The 25,112-nt window shown below is 69.0% G+C and carries 25 protein-coding genes; 20 read left to right on the forward strand and 5 right to left on the reverse strand.

Features of this window, described 5'->3' with window-relative positions; all coding sequences use genetic code 11:
* Positions 1-302: 302 nt before the first annotated feature.
* Together DFO45_RS10445 and DFO45_RS24920 are read left to right on the forward strand one after the other, a co-directional pair.
* Entirely contained in the window at positions 303-944 is a 642-nt protein-coding gene (locus DFO45_RS10445) for a hypothetical protein (protein WP_043878704.1), read from the forward strand.
* A gap of 149 nt (positions 945-1,093) precedes the next feature.
* Complete coding sequence (locus DFO45_RS24920; protein WP_166657096.1) at positions 1,094-1,825, forward strand: thioesterase domain-containing protein; 732 nt, start codon at positions 1,094-1,096, stop codon at positions 1,823-1,825.
* Between the two features lie 14 nt (positions 1,826-1,839).
* Here the strand turns inward: DFO45_RS24920 and DFO45_RS10460 are convergent, their stop codons facing one another.
* The 3 genes from DFO45_RS10460 to DFO45_RS10470 all read right to left on the reverse strand — a co-directional run bounded on the left by DFO45_RS10460 (position 1,840) and on the right by DFO45_RS10470 (position 3,852).
* Complete coding sequence (locus DFO45_RS10460) at positions 1,840-2,148, reverse strand: AzlD domain-containing protein (protein WP_133864786.1); 309 nt, start codon at positions 2,146-2,148, stop codon at positions 1,840-1,842.
* Positions 2,135-2,851: an AzlC family ABC transporter permease gene (locus DFO45_RS10465; protein WP_133864787.1), complete on the reverse strand. Its 717-nt coding sequence runs from the start codon at positions 2,849-2,851 to the stop codon at positions 2,135-2,137. The genes DFO45_RS10460 and DFO45_RS10465 overlap by 14 nt, the downstream gene beginning before the upstream one ends.
* A 65-nt stretch (positions 2,852-2,916) precedes the next feature.
* Positions 2,917-3,852, reverse strand: coding sequence for a LysR family transcriptional regulator (locus tag DFO45_RS10470; protein WP_133864788.1), 936 nt, complete (start codon positions 3,850-3,852; stop codon positions 2,917-2,919).
* A 161-nt stretch (positions 3,853-4,013) separates the two neighbouring features.
* On the opposite strand from DFO45_RS10470, the gene DFO45_RS10475 reads away from it, so the two are divergent.
* The 7 genes from DFO45_RS10475 (at position 4,014) to DFO45_RS10505 (ending at position 12,287) form a co-directional block, all read left to right on the forward strand.
* Entirely contained in the window at positions 4,014-5,507 is a 1,494-nt protein-coding gene (locus DFO45_RS10475; RefSeq protein ID WP_133864789.1) for an FAD-linked oxidase C-terminal domain-containing protein, read from the forward strand.
* Positions 5,508-5,522: 15 nt separating this feature from the next.
* Positions 5,523-6,734: a glycolate oxidase subunit GlcE gene (glcE, locus tag DFO45_RS10480; protein ID WP_133864790.1), complete on the forward strand. Its 1,212-nt coding sequence runs from the start codon at positions 5,523-5,525 to the stop codon at positions 6,732-6,734.
* A gap of 233 nt (positions 6,735-6,967) precedes the next feature.
* The gene (locus DFO45_RS10485) at positions 6,968-7,588 is read left to right on the forward strand and encodes an endonuclease domain-containing protein (RefSeq protein ID WP_133864791.1); all 621 of its coding nucleotides are present in this window, start codon (positions 6,968-6,970) and stop codon (positions 7,586-7,588) included.
* Entirely contained in the window at positions 7,585-8,910 is a 1,326-nt protein-coding gene (gene glcF / locus DFO45_RS10490; RefSeq protein WP_133864792.1) for a glycolate oxidase subunit GlcF, read from the forward strand. Before DFO45_RS10485 ends, glcF begins: the two co-directional genes overlap by 4 nt.
* Positions 8,911-9,029: 119 nt before the next feature.
* Positions 9,030-9,668, forward strand: a complete 639-nt coding sequence (gene thiE / locus DFO45_RS10495) for a thiamine phosphate synthase (RefSeq protein ID WP_133864793.1) — start codon at positions 9,030-9,032, stop codon at positions 9,666-9,668.
* 71 nt (positions 9,669-9,739) lie between these two features.
* Complete coding sequence (gene aceB, locus DFO45_RS10500) at positions 9,740-11,338, forward strand: malate synthase A (RefSeq protein WP_133864794.1); 1,599 nt, start codon at positions 9,740-9,742, stop codon at positions 11,336-11,338.
* A gap of 160 nt (positions 11,339-11,498) precedes the next feature.
* The gene (locus DFO45_RS10505) at positions 11,499-12,287 is read left to right on the forward strand and encodes a DUF2076 domain-containing protein (protein WP_133864795.1); all 789 of its coding nucleotides are present in this window, start codon (positions 11,499-11,501) and stop codon (positions 12,285-12,287) included.
* A gap of 143 nt (positions 12,288-12,430) precedes the next feature.
* Here DFO45_RS10505 and DFO45_RS10510 read toward each other — a convergent pair whose 3' ends face one another.
* Entirely contained in the window at positions 12,431-13,492 is a 1,062-nt protein-coding gene (locus DFO45_RS10510; protein WP_280960281.1) for a GNAT family N-acetyltransferase, read from the reverse strand.
* Between the two features lie 408 nt (positions 13,493-13,900).
* On the opposite strand from DFO45_RS10510, the gene DFO45_RS10515 reads away from it, so the two are divergent.
* Positions 13,901-14,509, forward strand: a complete 609-nt coding sequence (locus DFO45_RS10515; protein ID WP_012168606.1) for a hypothetical protein — start codon at positions 13,901-13,903, stop codon at positions 14,507-14,509.
* 33 nt (positions 14,510-14,542) lie between these two features.
* Here DFO45_RS10515 and DFO45_RS10520 read toward each other — a convergent pair whose 3' ends face one another.
* Positions 14,543-15,925 (reverse strand): PLP-dependent aminotransferase family protein, encoded by a 1,383-nt coding sequence (locus tag DFO45_RS10520; RefSeq protein ID WP_133864851.1) that lies wholly within the window; start codon positions 15,923-15,925, stop codon positions 14,543-14,545.
* A gap of 347 nt (positions 15,926-16,272) precedes the next feature.
* On the opposite strand from DFO45_RS10520, the gene DFO45_RS10525 reads away from it, so the two are divergent.
* The 10 genes from DFO45_RS10525 (at position 16,273) to rpsO (ending at position 24,724) form a co-directional block, all read left to right on the forward strand.
* Positions 16,273-16,755: an MSMEG_0572/Sll0783 family nitrogen starvation response protein gene (locus DFO45_RS10525; RefSeq protein ID WP_012168604.1), complete on the forward strand. Its 483-nt coding sequence runs from the start codon at positions 16,273-16,275 to the stop codon at positions 16,753-16,755.
* Positions 16,756-16,943: 188 nt separating this feature from the next.
* A complete protein-coding gene (locus tag DFO45_RS10530; RefSeq protein WP_133864796.1) occupies positions 16,944-18,014 on the forward strand; it encodes a Nit6803 family nitrilase in 1,071 nt (356 codons plus the stop codon).
* Positions 17,920-19,056, forward strand: coding sequence for an MSMEG_0568 family radical SAM protein (locus DFO45_RS10535; protein ID WP_133864797.1), 1,137 nt, complete (start codon positions 17,920-17,922; stop codon positions 19,054-19,056). Before DFO45_RS10530 ends, DFO45_RS10535 begins: the two co-directional genes overlap by 95 nt.
* A complete protein-coding gene (locus DFO45_RS10540; RefSeq protein WP_208299775.1) occupies positions 19,053-19,595 on the forward strand; it encodes an MSMEG_0567/Sll0786 family nitrogen starvation N-acetyltransferase in 543 nt (180 codons plus the stop codon). The genes DFO45_RS10535 and DFO45_RS10540 overlap by 4 nt, the downstream gene beginning before the upstream one ends.
* Complete coding sequence (locus DFO45_RS10545; protein ID WP_133864799.1) at positions 19,595-20,569, forward strand: sll0787 family AIR synthase-like protein; 975 nt, start codon at positions 19,595-19,597, stop codon at positions 20,567-20,569. Before DFO45_RS10540 ends, DFO45_RS10545 begins: the two co-directional genes overlap by 1 nt.
* The gene (locus tag DFO45_RS10550; RefSeq protein WP_133864800.1) at positions 20,566-21,741 is read left to right on the forward strand and encodes an MSMEG_0565 family glycosyltransferase; all 1,176 of its coding nucleotides are present in this window, start codon (positions 20,566-20,568) and stop codon (positions 21,739-21,741) included. Before DFO45_RS10545 ends, DFO45_RS10550 begins: the two co-directional genes overlap by 4 nt.
* Complete coding sequence (locus tag DFO45_RS10555) at positions 21,734-22,021, forward strand: MSMEG_0570 family nitrogen starvation response protein (protein WP_133864801.1); 288 nt, start codon at positions 21,734-21,736, stop codon at positions 22,019-22,021. The genes DFO45_RS10550 and DFO45_RS10555 overlap by 8 nt, the downstream gene beginning before the upstream one ends.
* Before the next feature lie 37 nt (positions 22,022-22,058).
* The gene (locus DFO45_RS10560; protein ID WP_133864802.1) at positions 22,059-23,339 is read left to right on the forward strand and encodes an MSMEG_0569 family flavin-dependent oxidoreductase; all 1,281 of its coding nucleotides are present in this window, start codon (positions 22,059-22,061) and stop codon (positions 23,337-23,339) included.
* Between the two features lie 3 nt (positions 23,340-23,342).
* A complete protein-coding gene (locus DFO45_RS10565; protein ID WP_133864803.1) occupies positions 23,343-24,224 on the forward strand; it encodes a Pnap_2097 family protein in 882 nt (293 codons plus the stop codon).
* A 230-nt stretch (positions 24,225-24,454) separates the two neighbouring features.
* On the forward strand, positions 24,455-24,724 hold the full coding sequence (rpsO, locus tag DFO45_RS10570) for a 30S ribosomal protein S15 (RefSeq protein ID WP_012168595.1): 270 nt from the start codon (positions 24,455-24,457) through the stop codon (positions 24,722-24,724).
* Positions 24,725-25,112 lie beyond the last annotated feature (388 nt).

The raw sequence follows: 25,112 nt of genomic DNA on the forward strand, positions 1-25,112 counted from the left end.
ATTCGGATGATATAAGCCGGTAACCGCATCAAGCGGCGCCCGGGATCATTCACCTGTCCGCTCGGACATGGTTGGCGTGGTCCATCACAGAGCTACGGCATCGGATGTCTCCGGGGAGCGTTCCGCCTTCCGGTCCGGTACCTTAGCGGCGCAACAGGACGCGGCAGCGCCGCGACGGGGCCTCCCCGCCGTGCGTGCCAGCCGCGCGACACAGGGATGAGCCCGCCCATGGCGCAGATCGCGACCGCCGTCCGTCACGGACGGTCTCCTTGCCGTTGCCTCCCCTCCCCCCTGATACGCCCATGAGCACCGCGGTCGGCCCGCTGCGCAATCGCGTCGATCCGTTCGGCGACATTGCCGCCCATCCCGCCCGCGGCCTGCTGATGGGCAACCGGGGCGGACGCATCCACGACCCCGGCACCCGCACCCTCACCGGGCGTGCCTGGGTGTCGCGGCAGTGGATCTGCTGCGCCCTCACCTTCCGCGACCGCCGCCGGGCGGTGATGGGCGAGGGCTATACGGAACTCTTCTTCCTCGACGAGGTGGTGGCCTTCGCCGCCGGCCATCGCCCCTGCTTCCAGTGCCGGCGGGTGGCCGCGGATGCCTTCTCCGCGGCCTGGGCCAAGGGCGAGGGACGCCTGCCGCCGGGCGCCGGCGAGATGGACCGCCGGCTGCATGCGGAGCGCCTCGACGGCACCCGCCGCCGCAAGCATCCCCGCCGGCTCGGCGACCTGCCGGACGGCGCGGTGTTCGCCGGCGAGGACGGCCCGGTTGCGGTGAAGGACGGCCGTCTGCTGCGATTCAGCTTCGCGGGCTGGGCACCGCTCCACGGCGGACCGGGCCTGGATGCGACCGTACCGACGCTGACGCCGCCCTCGGTGCTGACCGCGCTGGCGGCGGGATACCAGCCGCTCTGGCACCCCACCGCCCAGCACCGGCCGTGAGGGCGGTTCCCTGACGGGTGATGCAGCGGCGCCACGCTGAGCTTGAAAAGTTGCCGGACGGCCTGCGGTCCCTGGATCGCAGGCCAAGCTTTGGCGTTGCTCCCGGCAACAAATCCCGTCAGAAACGACGGAGACATGACGGTGAGCCTATGACGTTCCGCTTCGGTTTTGCGTCCCTGCGCGTGTTCGCCTGCGCCTTCGCGGCGCTCGTCCTCTCGATGGCCATGGCCGGAAGCGCCAGTGCGCAGACCGGGCCGCGCGTCTATCTCATGCGTGGGCTCGCGAACGTCTTCTCCACCGGGCTCGACGACCTCGCTTCCAAGATGCAGGCCAAGGGCATCTGGGCGCAGGTCTATGAATATGGCCAGTGGCAGCAGCTCGCGGACGATGCGGTGTCCTGGTCGCGCGCCCACAACAAGGCGCCGGTGGTCATCATCGGCCATTCGCTCGGCGCCGATTCCGCCATCGAGATGGCCCAGCGCATGACCGCCATGGGCATTCCGCCCCGCCTCGTCGTCACCTTCGATCCGGTGGGCGTGACGCAGATCGGCCGCTCGGGCGGGCGCTTCGTGAACTACTACCAGTCGCACAACGGCTTCGGCAAAATGCTGACCACCGGCCCCGGCTTCTCCGGCACGCTGTCGAACCGCAGCCAGGATGCCGCCGCCGCGCAGGGCATCGACCATTTCAACATCGAGAAGGCGGACTACCTGCACCAGCAGGTGATCACCATGGTCCGGGCTCTGGGCAGCCGGCCGAAGCCGCGTCCGGCGCCGGCGCCCGCCATGGCCGCGCCTGCGGTTCCCGCGCCCGCCGCGACGCCGGCCTCCGCCCCCGCGAGCGCGCCCGCCGCCTCCACCGCCAGCGCCACCGCGCACTGAGGCGGCGTCGGGGCTCAGCCCACCCAGGCCCGGATCCCGACGCCCACCGCCATCGCCGCCAGAACGGCGATGAAGTCGCTGCGCGTGATCTTCGTCACCACATAGGCCGCTGCGAGACCCGCCGCCATGGCGAGATCGCCATGGGCAACCGTCGGCGCGATGAGCGCCACGAGAACGGCGCCCGGCAGGCAATCGATGATCTTGCGCACGCGCGGGGTCAGCGGGATCAGCCGCATGAGGAAGAAGCCGCTCGCCCGGTTGAAGGCGGTGGCGAGCGCCATCACCACGATGGCGAGGACCGTCTGCGGATCAACGCTTGTCATCGGCGAAGCCTCCCGCGACCGCGCCCGCCACGGCGCCGATGACGATGAACCACCAGCCCGGCAGCAGGAAGGATGCGCCGACCGAGACGGCGGCGGCGACGCCCCAGGTCACGGCCTCGCGGCGGCCCTTCCAGTTCGGCACCAGCATGGCGACGAAGAAGGCCGGTACCACCACGTCGATGGCGAACTTCTTCGGGTCCGGCAGGCCGCCGCCGATCACCTGTCCCGCCGCGGTGGCCGCGACCCAGACGAACCAGGTGATGATGCCGGAGCCGATGAAGAAGCCGGCATCGCTGCCCCCGTTCGCCCGGTAGCGCATGGCGGCCGCCCAATTGTTGTCGGCCATCAGCAGCAGCGAGGGATAGGCCTTCCAGCCCGGAAGCTGGCCGAGCCACGGGCGCATGGAAGCGGACATGAGGAAGTGCCGCATGTTCACCGCCATGGTGAGGAAGGCGAGCGCCAGCAGGCCGCCCGGCGTCCAGGTCTTCGTCCAGCCTTCCAGCGCCACCATCTGGGCGAGACCGGCGAAGACGAGTCCGCTGGAGAGCGAGGCTTCCAGCAGAGAGAAGCCCTTCTGCGCGGCGGCGGCGCCGAAGGCCATGCCGAACAGCACGAGCCCCGGCATCAGCGGGATCATGACGCGGGCGCCTTCCATCATGCCATGGGCCGTGACGGAGACGTGATCTTTCGGGGAATGGGGCATGGATGTCCGGCGGGATGTTCCTTGGGGTTATGCCGAAGGCACAACGCCGCGCCAACCCGATTTCGTCAGGCGCCCGTCTGCGGCTCGAACAGATGTTCAAGCCCCGCATCCCACGGCGGCACGGAGCCGTAGAGCTGGGCGAGGTGATCGATGAAGACGCGGACCTTCTGCGGCAGGAAGCGGCGGGAGGGATAGACCGCATAGACGCCGACCCTGTGCGAGGCACGATAGGCCGGCAGCACCACCTGAAGCGCGCCGCTGTTCAGCTCCGGCCCCACGTCCCAGGTGGAGCGCAGGGCGATGCCCACGCCGGCCAGCACCGCCTCGCGCACCACCTCGTTGGAATTGGTGCGCAGCGGACTGTGGACGCGCTGCGTCACTGGCCCGTCCGGCCCCTGCAGCCGCCAGGGGTCCTGCCCGTGGGTGGCGAGCAGCACATGGTCGGCGAGATCCGCGAAGTTCTTGGGCATCCCTGCGCGGGCGAGATAGGCCGGCGTCGCACACAGCACCCGGTGGACCGGCGCAAGGCGCCGGGCGACGAGGCTCGAATCGGTGAGGTCCGCAATGCGGATCGCGATGTCGAAGCCGTCGCCCACGATATCCACGAAGGCATCGGAGAGTTCGAGGTCCACCGTCAGCTCGGGATTGGTGTCGAGCAGCGGCCCGAGATGCGGCGCGATGTGCAGCCGGCCGAAAGAGGTGGGCGCCGACACGCGCAAGAGGCCCCGCGCCTCGGACGAACGGCGGGCGAGCTGGCTCTCGGCCTCCTCCACGGACGCGAGGATGGCCACCACCCGGTCATAGAAGCCCTGCCCCGCCTCGGTGAGCGTGACCTTGCGCGTGGTGCGCTGGAACAGGCGCGTGCCGAGCCGCTCCTCCAGCCGCTGCACGCGCTTCGACACCACGGGCGGCGAGAGGCCCAGTTCCCGCCCTGCCGCCGAGAGACCGCCAGCGGTGACGATGCGCGCGAAGATTTCGAGATCGCCGAGATTGCCGATCATCGGTCGCACCTCGGGCGAGGAACGGCGGGTTGCGGTGGTGTCTCGGCGGATTGTTTCCATGGCGCTATTTATTTTAGCCGCTGCGGCAATAATCAATGCCGGATTTTCGCATCGAAACGATTATAGTCGCGGCAACGAGAACCATTCTAGGGACGACCGCCATGACGGGCCTCAGGCTTCCGGAAGCGGACGCGAGCGTGCTGGCACGCCGGGACGAGATCATCACCGCGCTGCGCGCCATCGTGCCGGGAGAAGGCGTCATCGATCGCGAGCGGGAGATGCGTCCTTATGAATCGGACGCGCTGACCGCCTATCGCCAGCTTCCCCTCGTGGTGGTGCTGCCTTCCAATACGCAGCAGGTCTCGCAGGTGCTGCGCTATTGCCACGAGAACAACATCCGCGTGGTGCCACGCGGCGCGGGCACCTCCCTCTCCGGCGGCGCGCTGCCGCTTCAGGATGCGGTGCTGCTCGGCATGGGCAAGTTCAACCGCGTGCTGGACATCGACTTTCCCAACCGCTGCGCGGTGGTGCAGCCGGGTGTCACCAACCTCGGCATCACCAAGGCCGTGGAGCACGAGGGCTTCTATTACGCGCCCGACCCCTCCTCGCAGATCGCCTGCACCATCGGCGGCAATGTGGGCGAGAATTCCGGCGGCGTGCACTGCCTGAAATACGGCCTCACCACCAACAATGTGCTGGGCGTCGAGCTGGTGCTCATCACCGGCGAGATCGTGCGCCTTGGCGGCAAGCATCTGGATGCGGGCGGGCTCGATCTGCTCAGCGTCGTCATCGGCTCGGAAGGGCTGCTGGGCGTCGTGACCGAAGTCACCGTCCGCCTGCTCAAGAAGCCGGACACCGCCCGCGCCGTGCTGGTGGGCTTCCCCACCTCCGAGGACGCGGGCGAGTGCGTGGCCCGCACCATCGCCGCCGGCATCATTCCCGCCGGTATCGAGATGATGGACAGGGACGCCATCGCCGCCGCCGAAGCCTTCGTGAAGGTGGGTTATCCGCTGGATGTGGAAGCCCTACTCATCATCGAGCTGGACGGGCCGGAAGCGGAATGCGCGCACCTGCTGGAAGAGGTCGCGGCCATCGCGCGCGGCTGCAACGCCTCCACCCTGCGCGTATCGCAGACGGAAGAGGAGCGCATGGGCTTCTGGGCCGGGCGCAAGGCCGCCTTTCCGGCAGTGGGGCGCATCTCGCCCGATTATCTCTGCATGGACGGCACCATCCCGCGCAAGGCGCTGCCGCTGGTGCTCTCGCGGATGCGCGAACTCTCCGAGAAACACGGCCTCAAGTGCGCCAACGTCTTCCATGCCGGCGACGGTAATCTGCACCCGCTCATCCTCTATGACGCGAACAAAGGCGAGATGGACGCGGCCGAGGCCTTCGGCGCCGACATCCTGCGCCTGTGCGTGGAGGTGGGCGGCGTGCTCACCGGCGAGCATGGCGTCGGCATCGAGAAGCGCGACCTGATGCCGGAGATGTTCGACGAGGTGGACCTTGCCCACCAGCAGCGCCTCAAATGCGCCTTCGATCCGGAAAGCCTGCTCAATCCGGGCAAGGTGTTCCCCACGCTCCACCGCTGCGCCGAGCTCGGCCGCATGCATGTGGCGGGCGGCGCTCTGCCCTTCCCCGACCTTCCCCGTTTCTGACGCCGTGGGCGCATCATGACCGACATTCTCACCGTGGCGGACGAAGCCGGCCTCGTGGAGGCCGTGCGCTCGGCGCTGGAAGCCCGCAAGACGCTGGAGGTCGCCGGGCGCGGCTCCAAACGCGGCCTCGGCCGGCCGACGCAGACGGACGCGACGCTCGATCTCTCCCGCATGTCCGGCGTCACGCTCTATGAGCCGGAGGAACTCATCCTTTCCGCCAAAGGCGGCACGCCCATCGCCGAGATCGAGGCGCTGATCGCCGCGCGCGGCCAGATGCTGGCCTTCGAGCCCATGGATTACGGCCCGCTGCTCGGCACCGCACCGGGGCAAGGCTCGCTCGGCGGCGTGTTCGCCTGCAATCTCGCCGGCCCGCGCCGCATCAGCCACGGCGCGGCGCGCGACCATGCGCTGGGCGCGCGCGCCGTCTCCGGCCGGGCAGAAGCCTTCAAGTCCGGCGGCCGGGTGGTGAAGAACGTGACGGGCTACGATCTGCCCCGCCTGCTCACCGGCTCCTTCGGCACGCTGGCGGTGCTGAGTGAACTCACCCTCAAGGTGCTGCCCCGCCCGCCCATGGCGGAAACGGTGATCCTGCCCGGCGTGCCGCCGGAGACTGCCGCCCGCGCCATGAGCGCGGCCATGGGCTCCTCCTGCGAGGTGTCGGGCGCGGCCTATCTGCCCGCGCCGGTCTCCGGCCGCATTCCGGAACTCGGCACCGATGGCCCGGCGGTGGCGCTGCGACTCGAGGGTTTCGAGCCCTCGGTGAAGGCGCGGCGGGCCATGCTCATCGCCGTGCTCCAGCCCTTCGGCGGTGTCGAGGTGGCGGAAGGGGACGCCTCCGCCCGCCTCTGGGCGGCGGTGCGCGATGCGCTGCCTTTCGCTGGCACCGGCGAGTGGGCCGTCTGGCGCCTCTCCACCGCCCCCGCGTCCGGCCCGCTGCTGGCGGCGGAAATGGCCCGAGACCTTGGGGCCGAGACCTTCTGCGACTGGGCCGGCGGCCTCGTCTGGTTGCTGATGCCGGGCGAAGCCTCGCACGCCGACGAGGTCCGAACCGCCCTCGCCCGCCACGGTGGCCATGCCACCCTCGTGCGCGGGACGGCGGCGGAGCGCGCGAGCGTCCCCGTCTTCCAGCCTCTGGAAGCCGCCCACGATGCCCTCACCCGCCGCGTGAAGGCGAGCTTCGACCCCGTCGGCCTCCTCAACCCCGGCCGCATGCACGCGGGCATGTGATGGAGACCGCGCGCGATATGGCGGGTGCGAGGACGGCGATGGGCCACCTGCGCCCGGCCGTTCTACCCCCCTCCCTGCCCTCCCCCGCAAGGGGGGAGGGTTCTGCCGTACTTTTTGGGGAGGCCCGCCCCCCGCGCAACCCACTCCCTCCCCCCTTGCGGGGGAGGGCTGGGGAGGGGGGTAATGCCGGTCCGAACCAAAACACCCTCTCCGCCATCGCGCCGGAGGCCGATATGCCCAACGAGGAGCGCCCGACCGCCCATCGTCCCATTAGCCCGCGCCTGAATGGAAACGCCAAAACGCTCCGCCGGGAGATGACCGACGCAGAGCGCACCCTCTGGCAGCACCTGCGCGCCCATCGCCTCGAAGGCGCGCCCTTCCGCCGTCAGGCGCCGATGGGAAGGTATGTCGCCGATTTCGTATGCCACCCGGCTCGGCTGATCGTGGAACTGGACGGCGGCCAGCATGGCGGGCCGGAGGATCAGGCGCGCGATAATTGGTTCGCGGCGCCGGGCTACGCGGTGGTGCGCTACTGGAACAACGATGTGCTCGGCAATCTTGGGGGCGTGCTGGAAGATCTTTCGGCGCGGGTGATTGAGCGGGTGAAGGTGGAGAGCGTTCTACCCCCCTCCCCGACCCTCCCCCGCAAGGGGGGAGGGGGTGATGACCTCCCGCTCCCAACCCCCAAGAGGCTAAGGGCACCTCTCCCGCCGGCGCACCGCGACCCCTCCCCCCTTGAGGGGGAGGGCAGGGAGGGGGGTAAGACGGCCGGGCCCGAGAACGCCCGCTCCGAAACGAGCCCCACCCCCATCAGAACAAGAACGCCCGCTCCCACGGGAGGCCACGCCAGATGAAGACTGAATTCTCCCTCGCGCAGCTTGCCGATCCGCACACCAGCGAGGCGGAGAAGATCCTGCGCACCTGCGTGCATTGCGGTTTCTGCACTGCCACGTGTCCCACCTATGTGCTGCTGGGGGACGAGCTCGACAGCCCGCGCGGGCGCATCTACCTCATCAAGGACATGCTGGAGAACGGCCGCGCGGCCACCGAGGAAGAGGTCAAGCATGTGGACCGCTGCCTCTCCTGCCTCTCCTGCATGACCACCTGTCCCTCCGGCGTGCATTACATGCACCTCGTGGACCATGCCCGCGCCCATATCGAGCACACCTATAAGCGGCCCTTCTTCGACCGGCTGAACCGCGCCCTGCTCGCCGCCGTGATGCCCTATCGCGGCCGGTTCCGCCTCGCGCTTGCTGGGGCCGCGCTGGCGAAGCCCTTCGCGCCGCTGTTCGATGCGGTGAAGCCGCTGAAACCGCTGGCGGCCATGCTGCGCCTCGCGCCGGGCTTTCCGCGGGGCCGCTCGCCCAGCGAAGACCCCGGCGTCCATCCGGCCAAGGGGCCGCGCCGCGCCCGTGTGGCGCTGCTGGGGGGCTGCGCCCAGCCGGTGCTGCGGCCGGAGGCGGATGAGGCCGCCATCCGCCTGCTCAACCGGCTCGGCGTCGAGGTGGTGCGCGTGGAGAAGGAAGGCTGCTGCGGCTCCCTCGTCCATCACATGGGCAAGGAGGAGCAGGGCCTTGCGCTGGCCCGCGCCAATGTGGACGCCTGGTGCGCGGAGATGGACAAAGGCGGGCTCGACGCCATCCTCGTCACCGTCTCGGGCTGCGGCACCACCATCAAGGACTATGGCCACATGCTGCGCCTTGACCCCGCTTATGCGGAGAAGGCGCGCCGCGTCTCGGCCATCGCCAGGGACATTTCGGAATATCTCGGCACCCTCGGCCTGCCGAAAGCCGAGAAGCCCATGGGCCGCAAGATCGCCTATCACGCCGCCTGCTCGCTCCAGCATGGGCAGAAAGTGAAGGGCACGCCGGTGCAGTTGCTGCGCACGGTCGGCTTCGAGGTGGCCGAGCCCTTCGAGAGTCACATCTGCTGCGGCTCGGCGGGCACCTACAACATGCTGCAGAGCGAGATCGCTGTGCAGTTGCGGGACCGGAAGGTGGCCAATCTCGGCAAGCTCGCGCCGGACATCATCGCCGCCGGGAACATCGGCTGCATGACGCAGATCGGCTCGGGCACCGACACGCCGGTGGTGCACACGGTGGAGCTGTTGGACTGGGCGACCGGCGGCCCGGTGCCGGCAGCGGTGGCTGCGGCCGGCCTCTCCGTCGCTGCCTGAGAACAATCCCGGCCGGATTATTGCCGGCAGGGCAAAAGTCTCTTGGCCCGCCATCGCGTTTCGTGGCGGACGGCCAAGGTTTATCTCGCCTTCACTTCGCCTCAGGCCGAGGACGTGTCATGCCCCATCCGTTCGACCTCTCCCTCTATCTCGTGACCGACCGCCGGCTGACGGCCGAGCGGGGCCTTCTCGAGACGGTCGAGGAAGCGGTGGCCGGTGGTGTGACGATCGTGCAGTTGCGCGATCCGGAGGCGAAGGGCCGGGCGCTGGCGGAAGAAGCCCGCGCCCTCATCGGCCTGCTGCGGCCGAAGGGCATTCCCCTCATCATCAATGACCGGGTGGATGTGGCCGCCGCCGTGGGTGCCGAGGGCGTGCATCTGGGGCAGGACGACCTTGATCCCGCCGCCGCACGCGCCATCCTCGGGCCGGACGCCATCATCGGGCTCTCGGTGGGCTCGCTGGAGGAGCTGTCCGCCTCCGACCTAGGGCCGGTGGATTATGTGGGCTGCGGCCCCATCAACGCCACCGGCACCAAGGGCGATGCGGGCGGGGCCATCGGCATCGGCGGCTTCGCCTTCCTGCGCTCCCACATCGCCCTGCCGATGGTCGGCATCGGCGGGCTGAAGGCGGAGGATGCCGAAGCGGTGATGCAGGCGGGCGCTGACGGCATCGCCGTCGTCTCGGCCCTGTGCGCCGCCCCCGACGTGACCGAGGCCGCCCGCACCCTCAAATCCATCGTCGAAGCGTCCCGCCGCTGAGCGGCCGATCTGTTTTCCCAGCGTCCCAGTTTCAAGCGTTCCAACGACAGTCCCTCAAGGAGACCGACATCATGTCGACCCCCGCCCTTCCCTCAGGCGTCGCCATCACCGGGGCCATGGCGCCCCGCTTCGAGGAAATCCTCACCCCCGAAGCGCTGGCTTTCGTCGCCGAACTCCACCGCACCTTCAACGCCACCCGCCTCGCGCTGCTCGCCAAGCGCGCCGAGCGGCAGGCCCGCTTCGATGCCGGCGAACTGCCGGACTTCCTGCCCGAGACCAAGTCCGTCCGTGACGCGGAGTGGACCATCGCCCCGCTGCCTGAGGATCTGCTGGACCGCCGCGTGGAGATCACCGGCCCTGTCGACCGCAAGATGATCGTGAACGCGCTGAATTCCGGCGCCAAGGTCTTCATGGCGGACTTCGAGGATGCCTCCGGCCCGCAGTGGACGAACATGATCGAGGGCCAGATCAACCTGAAGGACCGCTGGGCCGGCAAGATCGACTTCCATGATCCGTCCAACGGCAAGGACTACAAGCTCGGCGCCACGCCCGCCGTGCTCATCATCCGCCCGCGCGGCTGGCACCTGCCGGAAGCCCATGTGACGGTGGACGGCGAGGAAGTCTCCGGCGCCCTGTTCGACCTCGGCCTCTATGCCTTCCACAACGCCAAGGCGGCGCTGGCGCAGGGCTCCGGCCCCTATTTCTACCTGCCCAAGACCGAGAGCCATCTCGAAGCCCGGCTGTGGAACGACGTCTTCACCCTCGCCGAGACCCGCCTCGGCCTGCCGGCCAACTGCATCAAGGGCACGGTGCTCATCGAGACCCTGCCGGCCGTGTTCGAGATGGACGAGATCCTCTACGAGCTGCGCAACCATGTGGCGGGCCTCAACATCGGCCGCTGGGACTACATCTTCTCCTTCATCAAGCGCCTCGGAAAGAACGCCCGCTTCCTCACCCCGGACCGCGCCCGCATGGTGATGAGCGAGGCCTTCCTGAAGGCCTATGGCGCGCTGCTGGTGAAGACCTGCCACCGCCGCAAGGCCTTCGCCATGGGCGGCATGGCCGCGCAGATCCCGGTGAAGAACAATCCGGAAGCCAACGAGGCCGCCTTCGCCAAGGTGCGCGCGGACAAGGAGCGCGAAGCCGGCGACGGCTGCGACGGCACCTGGGTCGCCCATCCGGACCTCGTGCCGGTGGCCATGGAAGTGTTCAACCGCCTGATGCCGAACCCGAACCAGCTCGACAAGCTGCGGTCCGACGTGAGCGTGTCCCGCGACGACCTGCTCGTCGTCCATCAGGGCCCGCGCACGGAAGGCGGCCTCAGGGAGAACATCCGCGTCGGCGTGCAGTATATCGAAGCGTGGCTGCGCGGCCGCGGCGCGGTGCCGCTCTACAACCTCATGGAGGATGCGGCCACCGCCGAGATCAGCCGCGCGCAGATCTGGCAGTGGATCCACCTCTCCGCCAAGCTCGACGACGGCCGCACGGTGACGGGCGAGCTGTTCACCAGCCTGCTCGATGACGAGATGGCCAAGCTGCGCGAGACGCTGACCCCCGCCGTCTATGACAAGGGCCGCTTCCCCGAGGCCATCAAGCTGTTCTCGGACATGACGCTGGCCGACACCTTCGAGGAATTCCTCACCCTGCCGGCCTACCGGCTGGTGGCCTGAGACCAACGTTTTCCGGGGCGGCGTCGCAGCCGCTCCGGACCCCGCTTTGTTACGAAAAATTCATGCGCAGCGCCCTACCGGCGGCGTTTTCCCGTGCGCATATCCGGGTCGTAGCCCGCACGCCGATCAGGCAGAAGCGGACAACCGACCGGAGATCACCATGACCCCCGAGGAACGTGCCCTCATTGACGGTCTCTTCGACCGTATGCGTGCGGTTGAAGGCCAGCCGCGCGATGCGGAAGCCGAGGCCCTGATCGCACGCCGGAGCAGCGAGGCGCCGCACGCGACCTATACGCTCGCCCAGACCGTCCTCGTTCAGGAGCACGCGCTCCAGCAGGCCGCCGCGCGCATCCAGGAGCTGGAAGCGCAGGCGCAGAAGGCCCAGCAGGCCGCGGCCCAGCCCACCAGTTTCCTCGGCGGCCTCCTCGGCAGCCGCGGCACGTCCGTGCCCACTGCCGGCGCACGCAGCGACGGGCCCATGGGTCTGCCGCAGGGCTACAATGCCCAGCAGGCGCAGCCTCCCGGCTATGCGCCCCAGCCCGCCCCGCAGGGCTATGGCCAGGCGCCCGGTCCGTGGGGCCAGCAGCCCCAGCGTCCCGGCCTCTTCGGCGGTGGCGGTGGTGGTGGCGGCGGCTTCCTGCAGGGCGCGCTTGCAACCGCGGCGGGCGTCGCCGGTGGCGCGCTCCTCTTCCAGGGCATTCAGGGCCTGATGTCCCACGGCACCGGCCCCATCGCCAACCAGGCCGCTTCGCTTCTGGAGCAGCCGGCGGCTGCGGCGGGTGATCTCGCCAGCCAGGCGCAGGAAGCCCTCGGCGGCGCGCCCGACACCAATGTGGCCGACAGCGGATCGCCCGATCCGTGGAACACCGCGAGTGCCGACCCCGGCTATACGGACGCCGGTTACGATGACGGTGGCGATTTCGGCGGCGACGATTCCAACTGGGCCTGAAGCTCAGGCCGCGCCCATCGGGAGCCCGTCTGGCGGGCTCCCATTCCTGTCCCGGAAGGGGCGATCAGACGCATGGACTGCCCTCCCCTCGCGGGGAGGGCTTTTTTTGGTGCCCGTGTTCAGGAAGCCCGAGCCCGCACCGCTCAGATGGCGTGACGGTTGGCTGAAGGGCCGAAGTGCTCCACATAGCGGGGCGAGATCACCGACACCGGCAGCACCACCAGAACGTCCGTTGTGCCGAACTGGTGATCCACCACCGCGCCCTCGCCGATGAAGCCGCCAAGGCGCAGATAGCCCTTCACCAGTGGGGGCAGCGAGAGCAGCGCCGCCTTGGGATTGATGTCCGCCTTCGCCATGCGGTTCATCTCCACATAGCGGCTCGGCAGCGCGCGGGCGCGCCATTCCTCGGGCGCCAGCGCATTGTGGTGGAGGAAGGAGAGCGGCAGGGCCAGCTTGTCGGGATCGGTGCCCTCAAGGCTGGCGCAGCCCAGCATGGCGTCGATCTTGTTGCGCAGGACATAGGTCCAGATGCCGTGCCAGAGCAGCTCGACCGTGCGCTTGTTGCGGTAGGGCTTGAGCACGCAGGAGCGGCCCAGCTCCAGGAACTTCAGCGTCGGATGGGCGGAGACGATGCGGCCGACATCGAACTCGCCCTGCGAATAGAAGCCGCCGTGACGGTTGGCGACCTCCTGCCGCAGCAGGCGATAGGTGCCGACCACCTTCGGCTTCTTGCGGCCGAGCACCATCTTGCCGGCGTCATGATCAAGCACGAGGATATGCTCGCAGACCGCGTCGAAGGCATCGAAATCGCGGCGGGCGAGGCGCGACGGCGTGTCGGGCACCGCCGACATTTCCTCATAGAACACCTTGTAGCGCAGGCGCTGGGCACGGCGCACATCCGCCGCCGTGCGCGCGAGCCGCACTTCCAGCGCACCGAGCCGGCCGAGCACGATGGGCTCGCCGAAGGGCACCGCCTCGCGATGGCGGATACCGCTGATGGCGCGGAAATCGGTCACCAGTTTCTGCGAGGCCGCAGGCAGGGTTCCGGGCATGAAGATGGGCTTGGCATCGGACACGGCGTCCCGCGCAAAGGGCAGGTCGCGGGCGAAGGGCAGCTTGGCGAAGCCCTCCTTGGCGACGCCCATGCTCTTGCCGAGCAGGGCCGGGAGGCTGAACGGCGCCTCGTCCGGAATGTCGCGCTTCATGGCACAGCCCCCACTTGCGGCGGCTCGGACAAAGCGCCCTCCCGCCTGTCGCCAGTCCCCGGGACCGATCGGCGCACTGCCTCAAGGGCAGCCGGCGCCGACGCTGGCGCGCCGGAATGCTTCGTGAACGACACCTTCACCATAGTTTTCGGAAGGCAATGTGACAATGGACCCGCACGCTGACGTTGCGGCGAAGCACGATTGCGACGCGCGGCGGCACCATGTTAGAGCCGATGCGGCGGGGGCGCTGCCTCCCGCCGTGTTCGAGCGGCGCTTCGGCTTCTGGATCAAGGACTTACCGTCCCCGATTCCGGCCGAAGCGGCACGGAAGTCTGGGGCGACGCCGTCCCGCTTGCCGCTCGGCACCCATCGCCGGGCCTCGGCGCCCGGCCCGCTACGGGGGTTTCAATGTCCGATCGTCTGTCCCGCCGCACCGCGCTTCTTCTCGGCGCGGGCGCCCTTGCGAGCGTCGCCGCGCCGGCCACGGCGCAGGTGATTGCGCCGACCGCCAACACCGTCTTCGTCCTGCCGGGCGTCGGCCAGGTAACCACCCTCACCTACCGGGCCAAGGTGGTGAGCGCCAATCCGGCCACCCGCCGTGTCGTGCTGGAAACGCCGAACGGCAAGCGCTGGGCCGTGAAGGCGCCGCTGATCGTCGGCGACCTGTCGCTGCTGCGCAATGGCGAGACCATCATCGTCCGCCTCGTGCCCGGCCTCGTGACCGCCCTCGGCAAGGCCCGCCAGGGCGTGCCCGGCGAGGTGATCAACGATGTCGGCCTCAATGACGGCCTGCCGGGCTGGCCGGAAGGCTTCGGCGTGCGCCGCGTCACCATCACCACCATCCTCGTCAACATCGACAAGGTGGGCGGCACCATCAGCTTCGAGGGGCCGGACGGCTATGTCCGCACCATCAAGGCGGCCGACCAGAAGGTGCTGGCCGACCTCGCGCAGGTGAACATCGGTGACCTGTGCCAGATCACTTACGTGGAGGCGATGGCCTTCAACGCTCTGCCGTGAGCCGTCAGGCGCGGGGCCCCGCCCCGCGCCACCTCAAAGAACCGTCGAGGCCGCAGCCGGCGAATGCGCCAGGGCGTGGGCCATATATTCCAGCGCGTGCCGAACCTTGTCGCGCCCCACGGGGCCGCCGAGGCACACCCGCGCCGCTTCCGGCGGATTGCCGTCCGTGCAGAAGGCATCGCTCGCCACGATGCCGATGCCGGTCGCCTGCATGTGCCCGACGAAGGCCGAGCGCGTCCAAGGCTCGGGCAGTTCCACCCAGAGATTGAAGCTCAAGGGATCGGCCCGGAATGTGCCCTTGGGCAGGATGTCCGCCGCCAGCGCCTGACGGGCCGCCGTCTCGGCGCGGATGAAGCGCAGGATGGTGTCGGCCGTGCCGTCCTCGATCCAGCGAGTGGCGAGCGCAACGGTGAGCGGGGAGGCCATCACGTTCGCCGCCCGCAGCGCCGCCGCAAACGGCCAGCCCGCCTTGGCCTCGGGCGCGATTACATAGGCGGCCCTGAGGCCGGCGCCGATGCATTTCGCAAGTCCCGCCACGTGCCAGGTGAGATCGGGCGCCATGGCGGCCAGCGGCGGCAAGCCGTGGGCGGGAATGAAGCCATAGGCGTCATCCTCCACGATCTTCAGCCCCATGCGCCGGGCCACCGCCACGATGGCGGCGCGGCGCGTTTCCGGAATGGTCAGCGTGGTCGGGTTCTGGAGCGTGGGATTGAGATAGAGCGCCTTGGGCTTGTGGCGCTTCACGGCATCCGCCAGCGCATCGGGATCGATGCCGTCCGCGTCCATGGGCAGGCCGACGAGCGTGAGGCCGAGCTGGGCGGCAATGGAGCGGGCGCCGGGATAGGTGAGCGCCTCGCACAGGATCACATCGCCGGGCTTGGCCAGCAGCGAGAAGATGCCGACCAGCGCCGCATGGGCACCGGGGGTCACGAACACCCGCTCCTGCGCCGGCACGAGCGCGCGGCGCCCGAGCCAGGCGGAGGCGGCATCCTTGTCCGCCGGCGCACCGCCGAAGCTCTGGTAGCGCAGCAGCGCCACGAGATCGCGGCTCACCTCCGCCAAGCCGTCCTGCATCCGCGCCACGAGCTCGGGATCATCCGGCTCGGGGGGCAGGTTCATGGTGAGATCGACGAGATCGGGGCGCGCCGTCCGGGGGCGCGGCTCCGCACGCGGGAGGCCCCGCACAAAGGTGCCTTGCCCCACCCGGCTTTCCACGAGCCCGCGCTTCTGCGCCTCCACATAGCCGCGCGCGACGGTGGTGAAATCAATCTCCAGCCGATGGGCGAGCTTGCGCTGCGGCGGCAGGCGATCGCCCACGGAAAGCCGCCCCGCCCGGATGTCCTCGGCAATGAGGTCGGCGATGGCGAGATAGCGGGGCTTGTCGCTGCGGGCGAGGTCGGGTGTCCAGTCGAGCATGATCACAAATGGGCCGAAACGCGTTCGAAGCATTCCTCCGAACCTGGATTGACTGTATAGTGTTGCACAGCGGCTCTGTCACGGGTCCGGCTGCTGCGTCACGGCGTATCGGGGCCAACTCGCCCCCTTCATTTGACCATCAATTACGCAACATTCTGGCGCGGAATCGCGCAAGCGCTTTTCGAATAGGCACCGACAACTGCTCGGTTTCTGTCTCGGATTTGAATGCATTTTTGAATGCATTCATTCAGCAGCAATGTCTGCATTGAATGCCGGCACATCTGGCACATTGATTGCAAATCTCTCCTGGACCGCCCCCAGCACGCGGTCCCAGCAAGGAGAGCCCGATGCCCGCCGTCACCGCCCCCGCCCACCAGAAGGGTGATTTCTTCGTCGATTACGAGGACAAGAAGTTCGAGGACGTGAAAGCCCTTCCCGGAGAGAAGGCGCTCGTCACCTTCCACACGGTGGCCTTCGAGGGCTCCATCGGCTTCGTGAACCTGCTCCAGGCCACCCGCCTCAAGCGCAAGGGCTTCGAGACCTCCATCCTGCTCTACGGTCCCGGCGTCACGCTCGGCGTGCAGCGCGGCTTCCCCAAGCTCGGCGACGAGGCCTTTCCCGGCCACATGAACTTCAACAACCAGCTCACCAAATTCATGGAAGAGGGCGGCAAGGTCTATGCCTGCCGCTTCGCCCTGCAGGCGCTCTACGGCCACGGTGAGCCCTCGCTCATTCCCGGCATCACCCCCATCAGCCCGCTCGACGTGCTCGACCTCGTGCTGCTGCACCGGCGCGACAACGCCTTCATCCTCGACACCTGGACGCTCTGAGGCACCTTCAACGTCCTCCCCCCTTGCGGGGGAGGGTTGGGAGGGGGGTAACGCGGGCGCCGCCCGAGCACCGCCGGAGGGCCCCTCTCCACCCATCCGCTCGGCAGAGTGGATGGGGCTTCACCCCCCTCCCCAGCCCTCCCCCACAAGGAGGAGGGAGCTTTGCGACCCGTTGAGTGGAGAAGAGTATGTCCACACCCGAAAAACGCATCGTGCGCGCGGCCGCCGTGCAGATCGCGCCCGATCTCGACGACGGCATGGGCACGCTGGAGCGGGTGCTGAACGCCATCGCCGAGGCGGCCGGCAAGGACGCGGATTTCATCGTCTTTCCCGAGACCTTCCTGCCCTGGTATCCCTATTTCTCCTTCATCGCCCCGCCGGTACTTACGGGCGGCGAGCACATGCGCCTTTATGAGCACGCGGTCAGTGTGCCCGGACCGGTGACGGACGCCATCTCCGCCGCCGCACGCCGTCACGCCATGGTGGTCGTGCTCGGCATCAACGAGCACGACCACGGCTCGCTCTATAACGCCCAGCTCATCTTCGATGCCGACGGCACACTGAAGCTCAAGCGCCGCAAGATCACGCCCACCTTCCACGAGCGCATGATCTGGGGCCAGGGCGACGGCGCCGGGCTGCAAGTGGTGGAGACGAAGGTCGGCCGCGTCGGCGCGCTGGCCTGCTGGGAGCATTACAATCCCCTCGCCCGCTATGCGCTCATGGCGCAGCACGAGGAAATCCACGCCGCCCAATTCCCCGGCTCCATGGTCGGCCCCATCTTCGCCGACCAGATGGAAGTGACCATCCGCCACCACGCGCTGGAGAGCGGCTGCTTCGTGGTGAATGCCACCGGCTGGCTCACCGAGGAGCAGATCGCCCGCATCTCGCCGGACGAGAAGCTGCGCCGGGCGCTCACGGGCGGCTGCATGACCGCGATCGTGAATCCGGAGGGCAGCCATCTGGTGCCGCCGCTCACCTCTGGCGAGGGGATGCTGGTGGCCGATCTCGACATGAGCCTCATCACCAAGCGCAAGCGCATGATGGACAGCGTCGGCCACTACGCACGGCCGGAACTGCTCAGCCTCCACATCGACAATCGTCCGGCCGTGCCCATGCAGTCGGTCGCCGCCGTTTCCGCCCCGCCCGCCTTCGGGAGTCCCCGCGATGAAGCAGACGCATCCGACCGCCGCGCCCATCACCCCGCTGCCGACAGCGGAGCTGATGACCGAGTTGCAGTCCTTCGGGGTCCGGCTCGCTGATCCGGACGGCGCGGGCGCGCAGAGCCGCCGTGGCGGCGCCGGCCCCTCCGACCACAAGGCCATGACGCTGGACGGGATGACCATCATGGTCCCCGTCCACACCGCACCGGCCGCCCAGAGCCCCTATGAGATCGAGCGCGGCGCGAACGGCGCCACGCGCATCCTGCGCGACGGCCTGCCGCTGACGGAAGTCTCCTTTCCACTGCGCCCGCGCTTCTATGACCGCGTGACCGCAGACGGCGTGCCCTACTGGAAGATCGCCACGCTCCATGGCCGCGACGTGCTCGCGACCACCGTGCTGCAGGAGTGCGTGCGCTACCAGAGCCGCGCAAAGACCTGCCAGTTCTGCGCCATCGGCCAGTCGCTGGAGGCCGGCCGCACCATCGCCCGCAAGACGCCGGAGCAGCTCGCCGAGGTGGCGAAGGCCGCCGTGGATCTGGATGGCGTGACCCACATGGTGATGACCACCGGCACACCACCCGGCAAGGATCGCGGCTGCTCCGTCCTCATGGAGAGCACCTCCGCCGTGAAGGCGGCCGTGGACCTCGCCATTCAGGTGCAATGCGAGCCGCCGGACGACGACATCTGGTTCAAACGCATGCACGAGGCCGGCGCGGTTTCCCTCGGCATGCACCTCGAGGCCGTGACGCCGGAGGTGCGCGCCCGCATCATGCCGGGCAAGGCGCAGGTGCCCATCGCACGCTATCTCTCCGCCTTCGAGGCCGCCGTGCCGGTGTTCGGCAAGGGGCAGGTCTCCACCTATATCCTCGCCGGGCTCGGCGACACGCGCGAAGCCATCCTTGCCATGTGCGAGGAACTGCTGAAGCGCGGCGTCTATCCCTTCGTGGTGCCCTTCGTGCCCATCTCCGGCACGCCGCTGGAAGGCCATCCCGGCCCGCAGCCCGCCTTCATGAAATCCGTGCTCCAACCGCTGGCGGAAATGGTGCGCGCGGCGGGCCTTCGGGCCACCGACATCAAGGCCGGCTGCGGCAAGTGCGGCGCCTGCTCGGCCCTCTCCACCTATGAGCGGGGGGTCGCCTGATGTTCGATCCCTTCAAGCCCTTCACGGCGTCCGAATTCCAGGTGAAGTTCGCCACGGAACACTGGGAGCGGGACGGCGCCGCCGCCTTGCGCCGCCGCGTCTTCTGCGCCGAACAGGGCCTGTTCGCGGGCGATGACCGCGACGCCATCGACACCCATGCCATCCCCATCGTCGCCCTGTCGCTGTGGGGCGTGGCGGCGGATGCGGTGGTGGGCACGGTGCGTATCCATGAGGCCGAGCCCGGCACATGGTGGGGCTCGCGCCTCGCGGTGGCGGAAGACTATCGCCACGTCGGCACGCTCGGCTCCTCGCTCATCCGCCTTGCGGTGTCCTCGGCCCATGCGCGCGGCTGCCGGCGCTTCCTCGCCCATGTGCAGAGCCAGAATGCCCTCCTCTTCCGCCGCCTGCGCTGGCGCACGCTGGACGAGGTGGAACTGGTCGGCCGGCCCCATCATCTGATGGAGGCGGACCTCTCTTATTATCCGCCCTTCGCGGCAGCCGAGACGGGCTTCCTCGCCTTTCCGCGGCGGGCAGCCTGATGGAACGCGCCCTCGAAAGCCTCGCGCAAACGCTGCGCGCCAGCTCCGGCCTTGCCGCCAAAGCGGACATTGCGAATGTCGCCGCCCGCCTCGGCCTTAATGGGGCGAGCGCCGTGCCGGTGGGCGATGACTGCGCCGCCATTCCCGATGGCGAGGGCTATCTGCTGCTGGCCATCGAGGGCTTCATGAATGCCTTCGTGGCGGGCGATCCGTGGTTCGCCGGCTGGTGCGGGGTAATGGTCAACGCCTCCGACATCGCCGCCATGGGCGGGCGCCCGCTCGCGGTGGTGGATGCGGTGTGGGCGGATGGGGAAGAGGGCGCGCAGCCGGTGCTGGAAGGCATGGCCGCCGCCTCCGCCGCCTTCGGCATTCCGGTGGTGGGCGGGCACACCAACATCCGCAATGATCGCGGCCAGCTCTCCGTCGCCATTCTCGGGCGGGCGAAGCGCCTGCTCACCAGCTTCGATGCCCGGCCCGGACAGACGCTCGTTGCCGCCATCGACCTGCGCGGCCGCTATCGCGAGCCCTTCTCCAACTGGGAAGCGGCCACGGACGCCCCGCCCGCGCGGCTCAAAGGCGATATGGCGCTGCTGCCCGAGATCGCGGAAGCGGGCCTCTCCCGCGCCGCCAAGGATATCAGCCAGGGCGGGGCCATCGGCACCGCCGCCATGCTGGCGGAAAGCTCCGGCACCGGCGTGCGCATCGACCCGTTCGCGATCCCGCGGCCCGAGGGCGTGGACCTCGCCCGCTGGCTCACCACCTTCCCGAGCTTCGGCTATCTGCTGGCCGCCGATCCGGCGGACGTGCCGGCACTCATCGCCCGCTTCACCACGCGCGGCATCGCCGCCGCTGCCATCGGCGAGATGACCGCCGAACGGCAGGTGGTGATCGCCCACGGGACTGAGCGCGAAATCATCTGGGACTTCGCCCGCAGGCCGCTCATCGGCTGCGCCCTGCCGGAGGCCGCCGCATGAGCCTCTCCATCGCCCTTCTCGCCCATTCCACCAATCCGCGCGGCGGCGTCGTCCATGCGCTGGAGCTGGGCGAGGCGCTCGATCGGCTCGGCCATCGCGCCACCGTCCATGCCCCCGACGCGAAGGGGGACGGCTTCTTCCGCCCCGCTGCCTGCGCCACGCACTGCGTGCCCGCCGCCTTCGTCAGCGGCGGTACGACGGCGCTGGTGGAAACCCGCATCTCCGACTATGTGCGCCACTTCGAGGATGCGGCGCACCGGGACTTCGACGTCTTCCATGCGCAGGACGGCATCTCCGGCAATGCGCTGGCGACCCTGAAGGCGCGTGGCCTCATCCCCGGCTTTGCCCGCACCGTCCATCACATGGACGCCTTCGCTGATCCGCGTCTTGCCGCGCTCCAGCACCGCTCCATCGTGGAAGCGGACACGCTGTTCGTGGTGAGCCGGGCCTGGAAGGACCGCATCGCCGAGACTTTCGACCGCGAGGCGACCCTGGTGGGCAATGGCGTCGACACCGCCCGCTTCTCGCCCGCGCCGGACGGCCGAGAAGGCCCGCTGCGCACCCGCCTCGGGCTCGGGGCGGGGCCGGTCATCCTCGCGGTCGGCGGCATCGAGCAGCGCAAGAACACACTGGCGCTGCTGGAGGCCTTCATCCAGCTCCGGGCGCTGCACCCGCAGGCGCAACTGGTCATTGCCGGCGGCGCCTCCCTGCTCGATCACGACAGCTATCGGCAGGCGTTCCGCCATGCCCTGCGGGCGAGTTCTTTGCCGCCCGGCGCGGTCATCATCACCGGGCCACTGCCGCAGGCGGACATGCCGGCGCTCTATCGCATCGCGGATGTGCTGGCATTCCCCTCGCTGAAGGAGGGCTTCGGCCTCGTGGTGCTGGAGGCCATGGCGAGCGGCGTTCCCGTGGTCGCGCCCGCCATCGCGCCCTTCACCGAATATCTCGGGGCCGATGATGTGGCGTGGTGCGATCCGCTCGTTGCCCATTCCATCGCGGACGCCCTGCTCTCGGCCCTCTCGCCGGCCCTCCGCGCCCGGCTCGTAGCTGCGGGCGCAAAGGTCGCCCGCGCCCATGGCTGGGACACGACCGCCGCCGCCCATCTGCCCGCTTATGCCGCGCTGGCGTTCGGCGGGCCGCACCGGATCAAGGACATAGCCTATGCCTGAGATGCGCTTCCACATCCGCTGGCCCGATGGGCGGGCGGAGGCCTGCTATTCGCCCTCGCTCGTCATCAAGGAGCACCTTGATGTGGGAGCCTCCTATCCGCTGGTGGATTTCCTCGCCCGCAGCCGCACGGCGCTCACCATCGCCAGCGACCGGGTGGAGGCCAAATACGGCTTCCCCTGCTCCCGTGCGCTCGGCCAGCTCGCCCGCATCGAGGCGGCGGCCCGCGCCTTTTCCGACACGCCGAACCCCTGCGTCCATGTGGACGCCTTCGAGGAATGACCGCACCCGCGCGGACTTGAGATCAGGAGACGAGACCATGCCCGAGGCAGCCAATGAGAGCGTTCCCCATCACGCGGTGGTGGTGGTGGGTGGCGGACAGGCGGGCCTGTCCATCAGTTATTATCTGAAGGCCCGTGGCCTCGACCACGTGGTGTTCGAGAAGGACGTGGCCATGGGCGCCTGGTCCAAGCAGCGCTGGGACAATTTCTGCCTCGTCACGCCCAACTGGCAGTGCCAGCTCCCCGGCCACCCCTATGAGGGTCCCGAGCCGGACGGCTTCATGAAGAAGGACGAGATCATCGCCTATCTCGAGGCGTTCAAGCGCAAGGTGGACGCCCCCCTGCGCGAAGGTGTGGCGGTGAAGCGGGTGAAGGCCCGCGCCGGCGGCGGCTTCGAGGTGACGACCAGCGCCGGCACGGTGACGGCCGATCAGGTGGTCGCGACTTCGGGCGGCTATCACACGCCCATCATCCCGCGCCTTGCCGAGCGCCTGCCCGCCTCCATCCGCCAGCTCCATTCCGAGCAGTATCGCAATGCGCAGAGCCTGCCGGACGGCGCCGTGCTGGTGGTCGGGTCCGGCCAGTCCGGCGCGCAGATCGCGGAAGACCTGCATCTCGCCGGCCGCACCGTGCATCTTGCGGTGGGCGATGCGCCCCGCTGCGCCCGCTTCTATCGCGGCAAGGATGTCGTCACCTGGCTGGCGGAGATGGGCTATTACGACATGCCCGTGGAGCGCCACCCGCTGCGGGAAGGGGTGCGCGACAACACCAATCATTATGTCACCGGCCGTGACGGCGGGCGCGACATCGACCTGCGGAAATTCGCCACCGAAGGCATGAAGCTCTACGGCCTGTTGGACGGGCTCGACAGTACCACCCTCACCTTCGCCCCCACGCTGAAGAGCGCGCTTGCGGAAGCCGACCGGGTCTATAACGGCATCAACGCCGCTATCGACAAGCACATTGCCGAGAAGGGCATCGCTGCCCCGCCGCCCTCCGTTTACGAGCCGGTGTGGGAGCCGGAGGCGGACCCGGTGGCGCTGGATATGGCGGCCGAGGGCATCACCTCCATCATCTGGTGCATCGGCTTCCAGCCGGATTTCCGCTGGCTCGATGCGCCCGTCTTCAATGGCGCCGGCCATCCGCAGCATTATCGCGGGGTGACGCAGGTGCCCGGCGTCTATTTCCTCGGCCTGCCGTGGCTGCACACCTGGGGCTCCGGGCGCTTCTCCGGCATCGACCGGGACGCCCGCTATGTGGCGGACCGCATCGAGGAACTGGCGAAAGGCGAAACCGCGCCGCTCAAGGCGGTCGGCTGAGCCATGTCGGTCATCCCCTTCCCCCGCCGCAGCACCGCGCCGGATGTCCGCTCCGGCGCCGTCCCCGGCCTTGATCCCGAGGTGATGGTGGGGATGCCGCATCTCGGCTTTGGCGGCCTGTCGGAGACGTGGCTGCTGAAGGAATGCGGGCACCGCCACTGGCTGGCGCTGGCGCAGGCGGCGGGGCAGCGGGTGCCGGACTTTCGTGACGCGAAGGGAGCGCCCGTCTATGCCGCCTTCTGCGGGGTGAGCCTCGCCAACGCCCGGCTCGACCGGGTGGCGGAGAATGACACACTCATCTTCGCCTCCACCCTCGCCCGCATCTCGGCGACGCAGTTCGTGAGCCGGCACAGTGTTCGTGCCCCTGATGGTGTCGTGGCCGAACTGGAACTCGTGTCCGTCTTCGTGAAGCGGCAGGTGGAGGGTCGCAACCGCTCCGTCGCCCGCGTGCGGCCGGAAGGCCTGCCTCCGCTTGACCCCGGAGAGGTCAGTCGCACCTCGGCGCTTGCCGCCGCCCTGCGCGGGGGCGAGTGGGACACGCACATGGGCTTTGCCCGCACACAGGCGCATGAGCGCGCCCGCCTGATGTTGAACCCCACTCCGTCGCAGGACTTCAACGGCGCGCACTTCCTCTATTTTGCCGCCTTCCAGGCCTTTGCCGACCGGGCGGAATGGGAGCTGCTCGCGCCGCCCGCCGGCACGCTGACGCTGGCCCGCGATCTCGTCTATCATGGCAATATCGAGCCGGGAGAACGGCTCGCCGCCGGCCTCCTTGGCGTGCGGGAGACGCCGAGCGAACTGGCCCACTGGTTGCGGCTGGCGCGCGAGGACGGCACACCGCTCGCGGACATCTTCACCCGCCGCGCCCTGCCTCCCATCCGCTAGGCCCGCGCTCGGATCCTTGACCGGCAAGGCTTTGCCGCGCCTCCCGGCAGAGCACTGGCAGGATGCGCGGTTTTCTGTATAGTGCGCGCCGCAGGCGAAAGCCGGCATCATTTCCGCTCGTGCATGACCGCGCTGGACGACATCCCGGCCCGGCCATCCCTGCGGCTTCAGGCGAACGGACGGCCCTAGGGCACCCCTCGCCATCTACTGACCCAGAAAAGGACGTTCCGATGTCGATTACGCCCGAGCGCAAGCAGGCGCTTATCTCCGAGTATGGTGCGAAGGCCGGCGACACGGGTTCGCCGGAAGTGCAGGTTGCGATCCTCTCCGAGCGCATCTCCAACCTGACCGAGCACTTCAAGTCCCATAACAAGGACAACCACTCTCGCCGCGGGCTCCTGAAGCTCGTGTCGCAGCGTCGTAGCCTCCTCGACTATCTGAAGAAGAAGGACGAGGGCCGCTACAAGACGCTGATCGGCCGCCTCGGCCTGCGTCGCTGAGGTCCGACGTCCGGACGCGCCGTGGGCTTCCCGCCCCGGCGCAGGGTCCGGATGGAGTGGATGGGCTTGCCGCGGTGGTCCGGCTCCCGGTCGCCGCGGTTCCGCCCGCCGGATAGGCCCCACAGGACCGTCCGGTTTCGGCAGGACCCACGGAGCAGGCGGGAATCGGATGCAGGACATCCGGTTTGCCAAGGCTCCGGCGCGTTGAACCTGCCAGAGACGAAACCGCCGGACGGCGCTTTCGTCGGGAGCCACAGACGCAGCGGGCATGGGGCTCGCCGCGCATCGCGAAGACTTAAGGAAAGTCATGGCAGGATCGCCGGACGCATGCCGTGCTCCCCTCCGCCCCCTGCGGCGGTCGGGCGGCGCGTGCGTCCCGCCGTCTTGC

The organism is Azorhizobium sp. AG788 (genome assembly GCF_004364705.1).
In the GTDB taxonomy this organism is placed as follows: domain Bacteria; phylum Pseudomonadota; class Alphaproteobacteria; order Rhizobiales; family Xanthobacteraceae; genus Azorhizobium; species Azorhizobium caulinodans.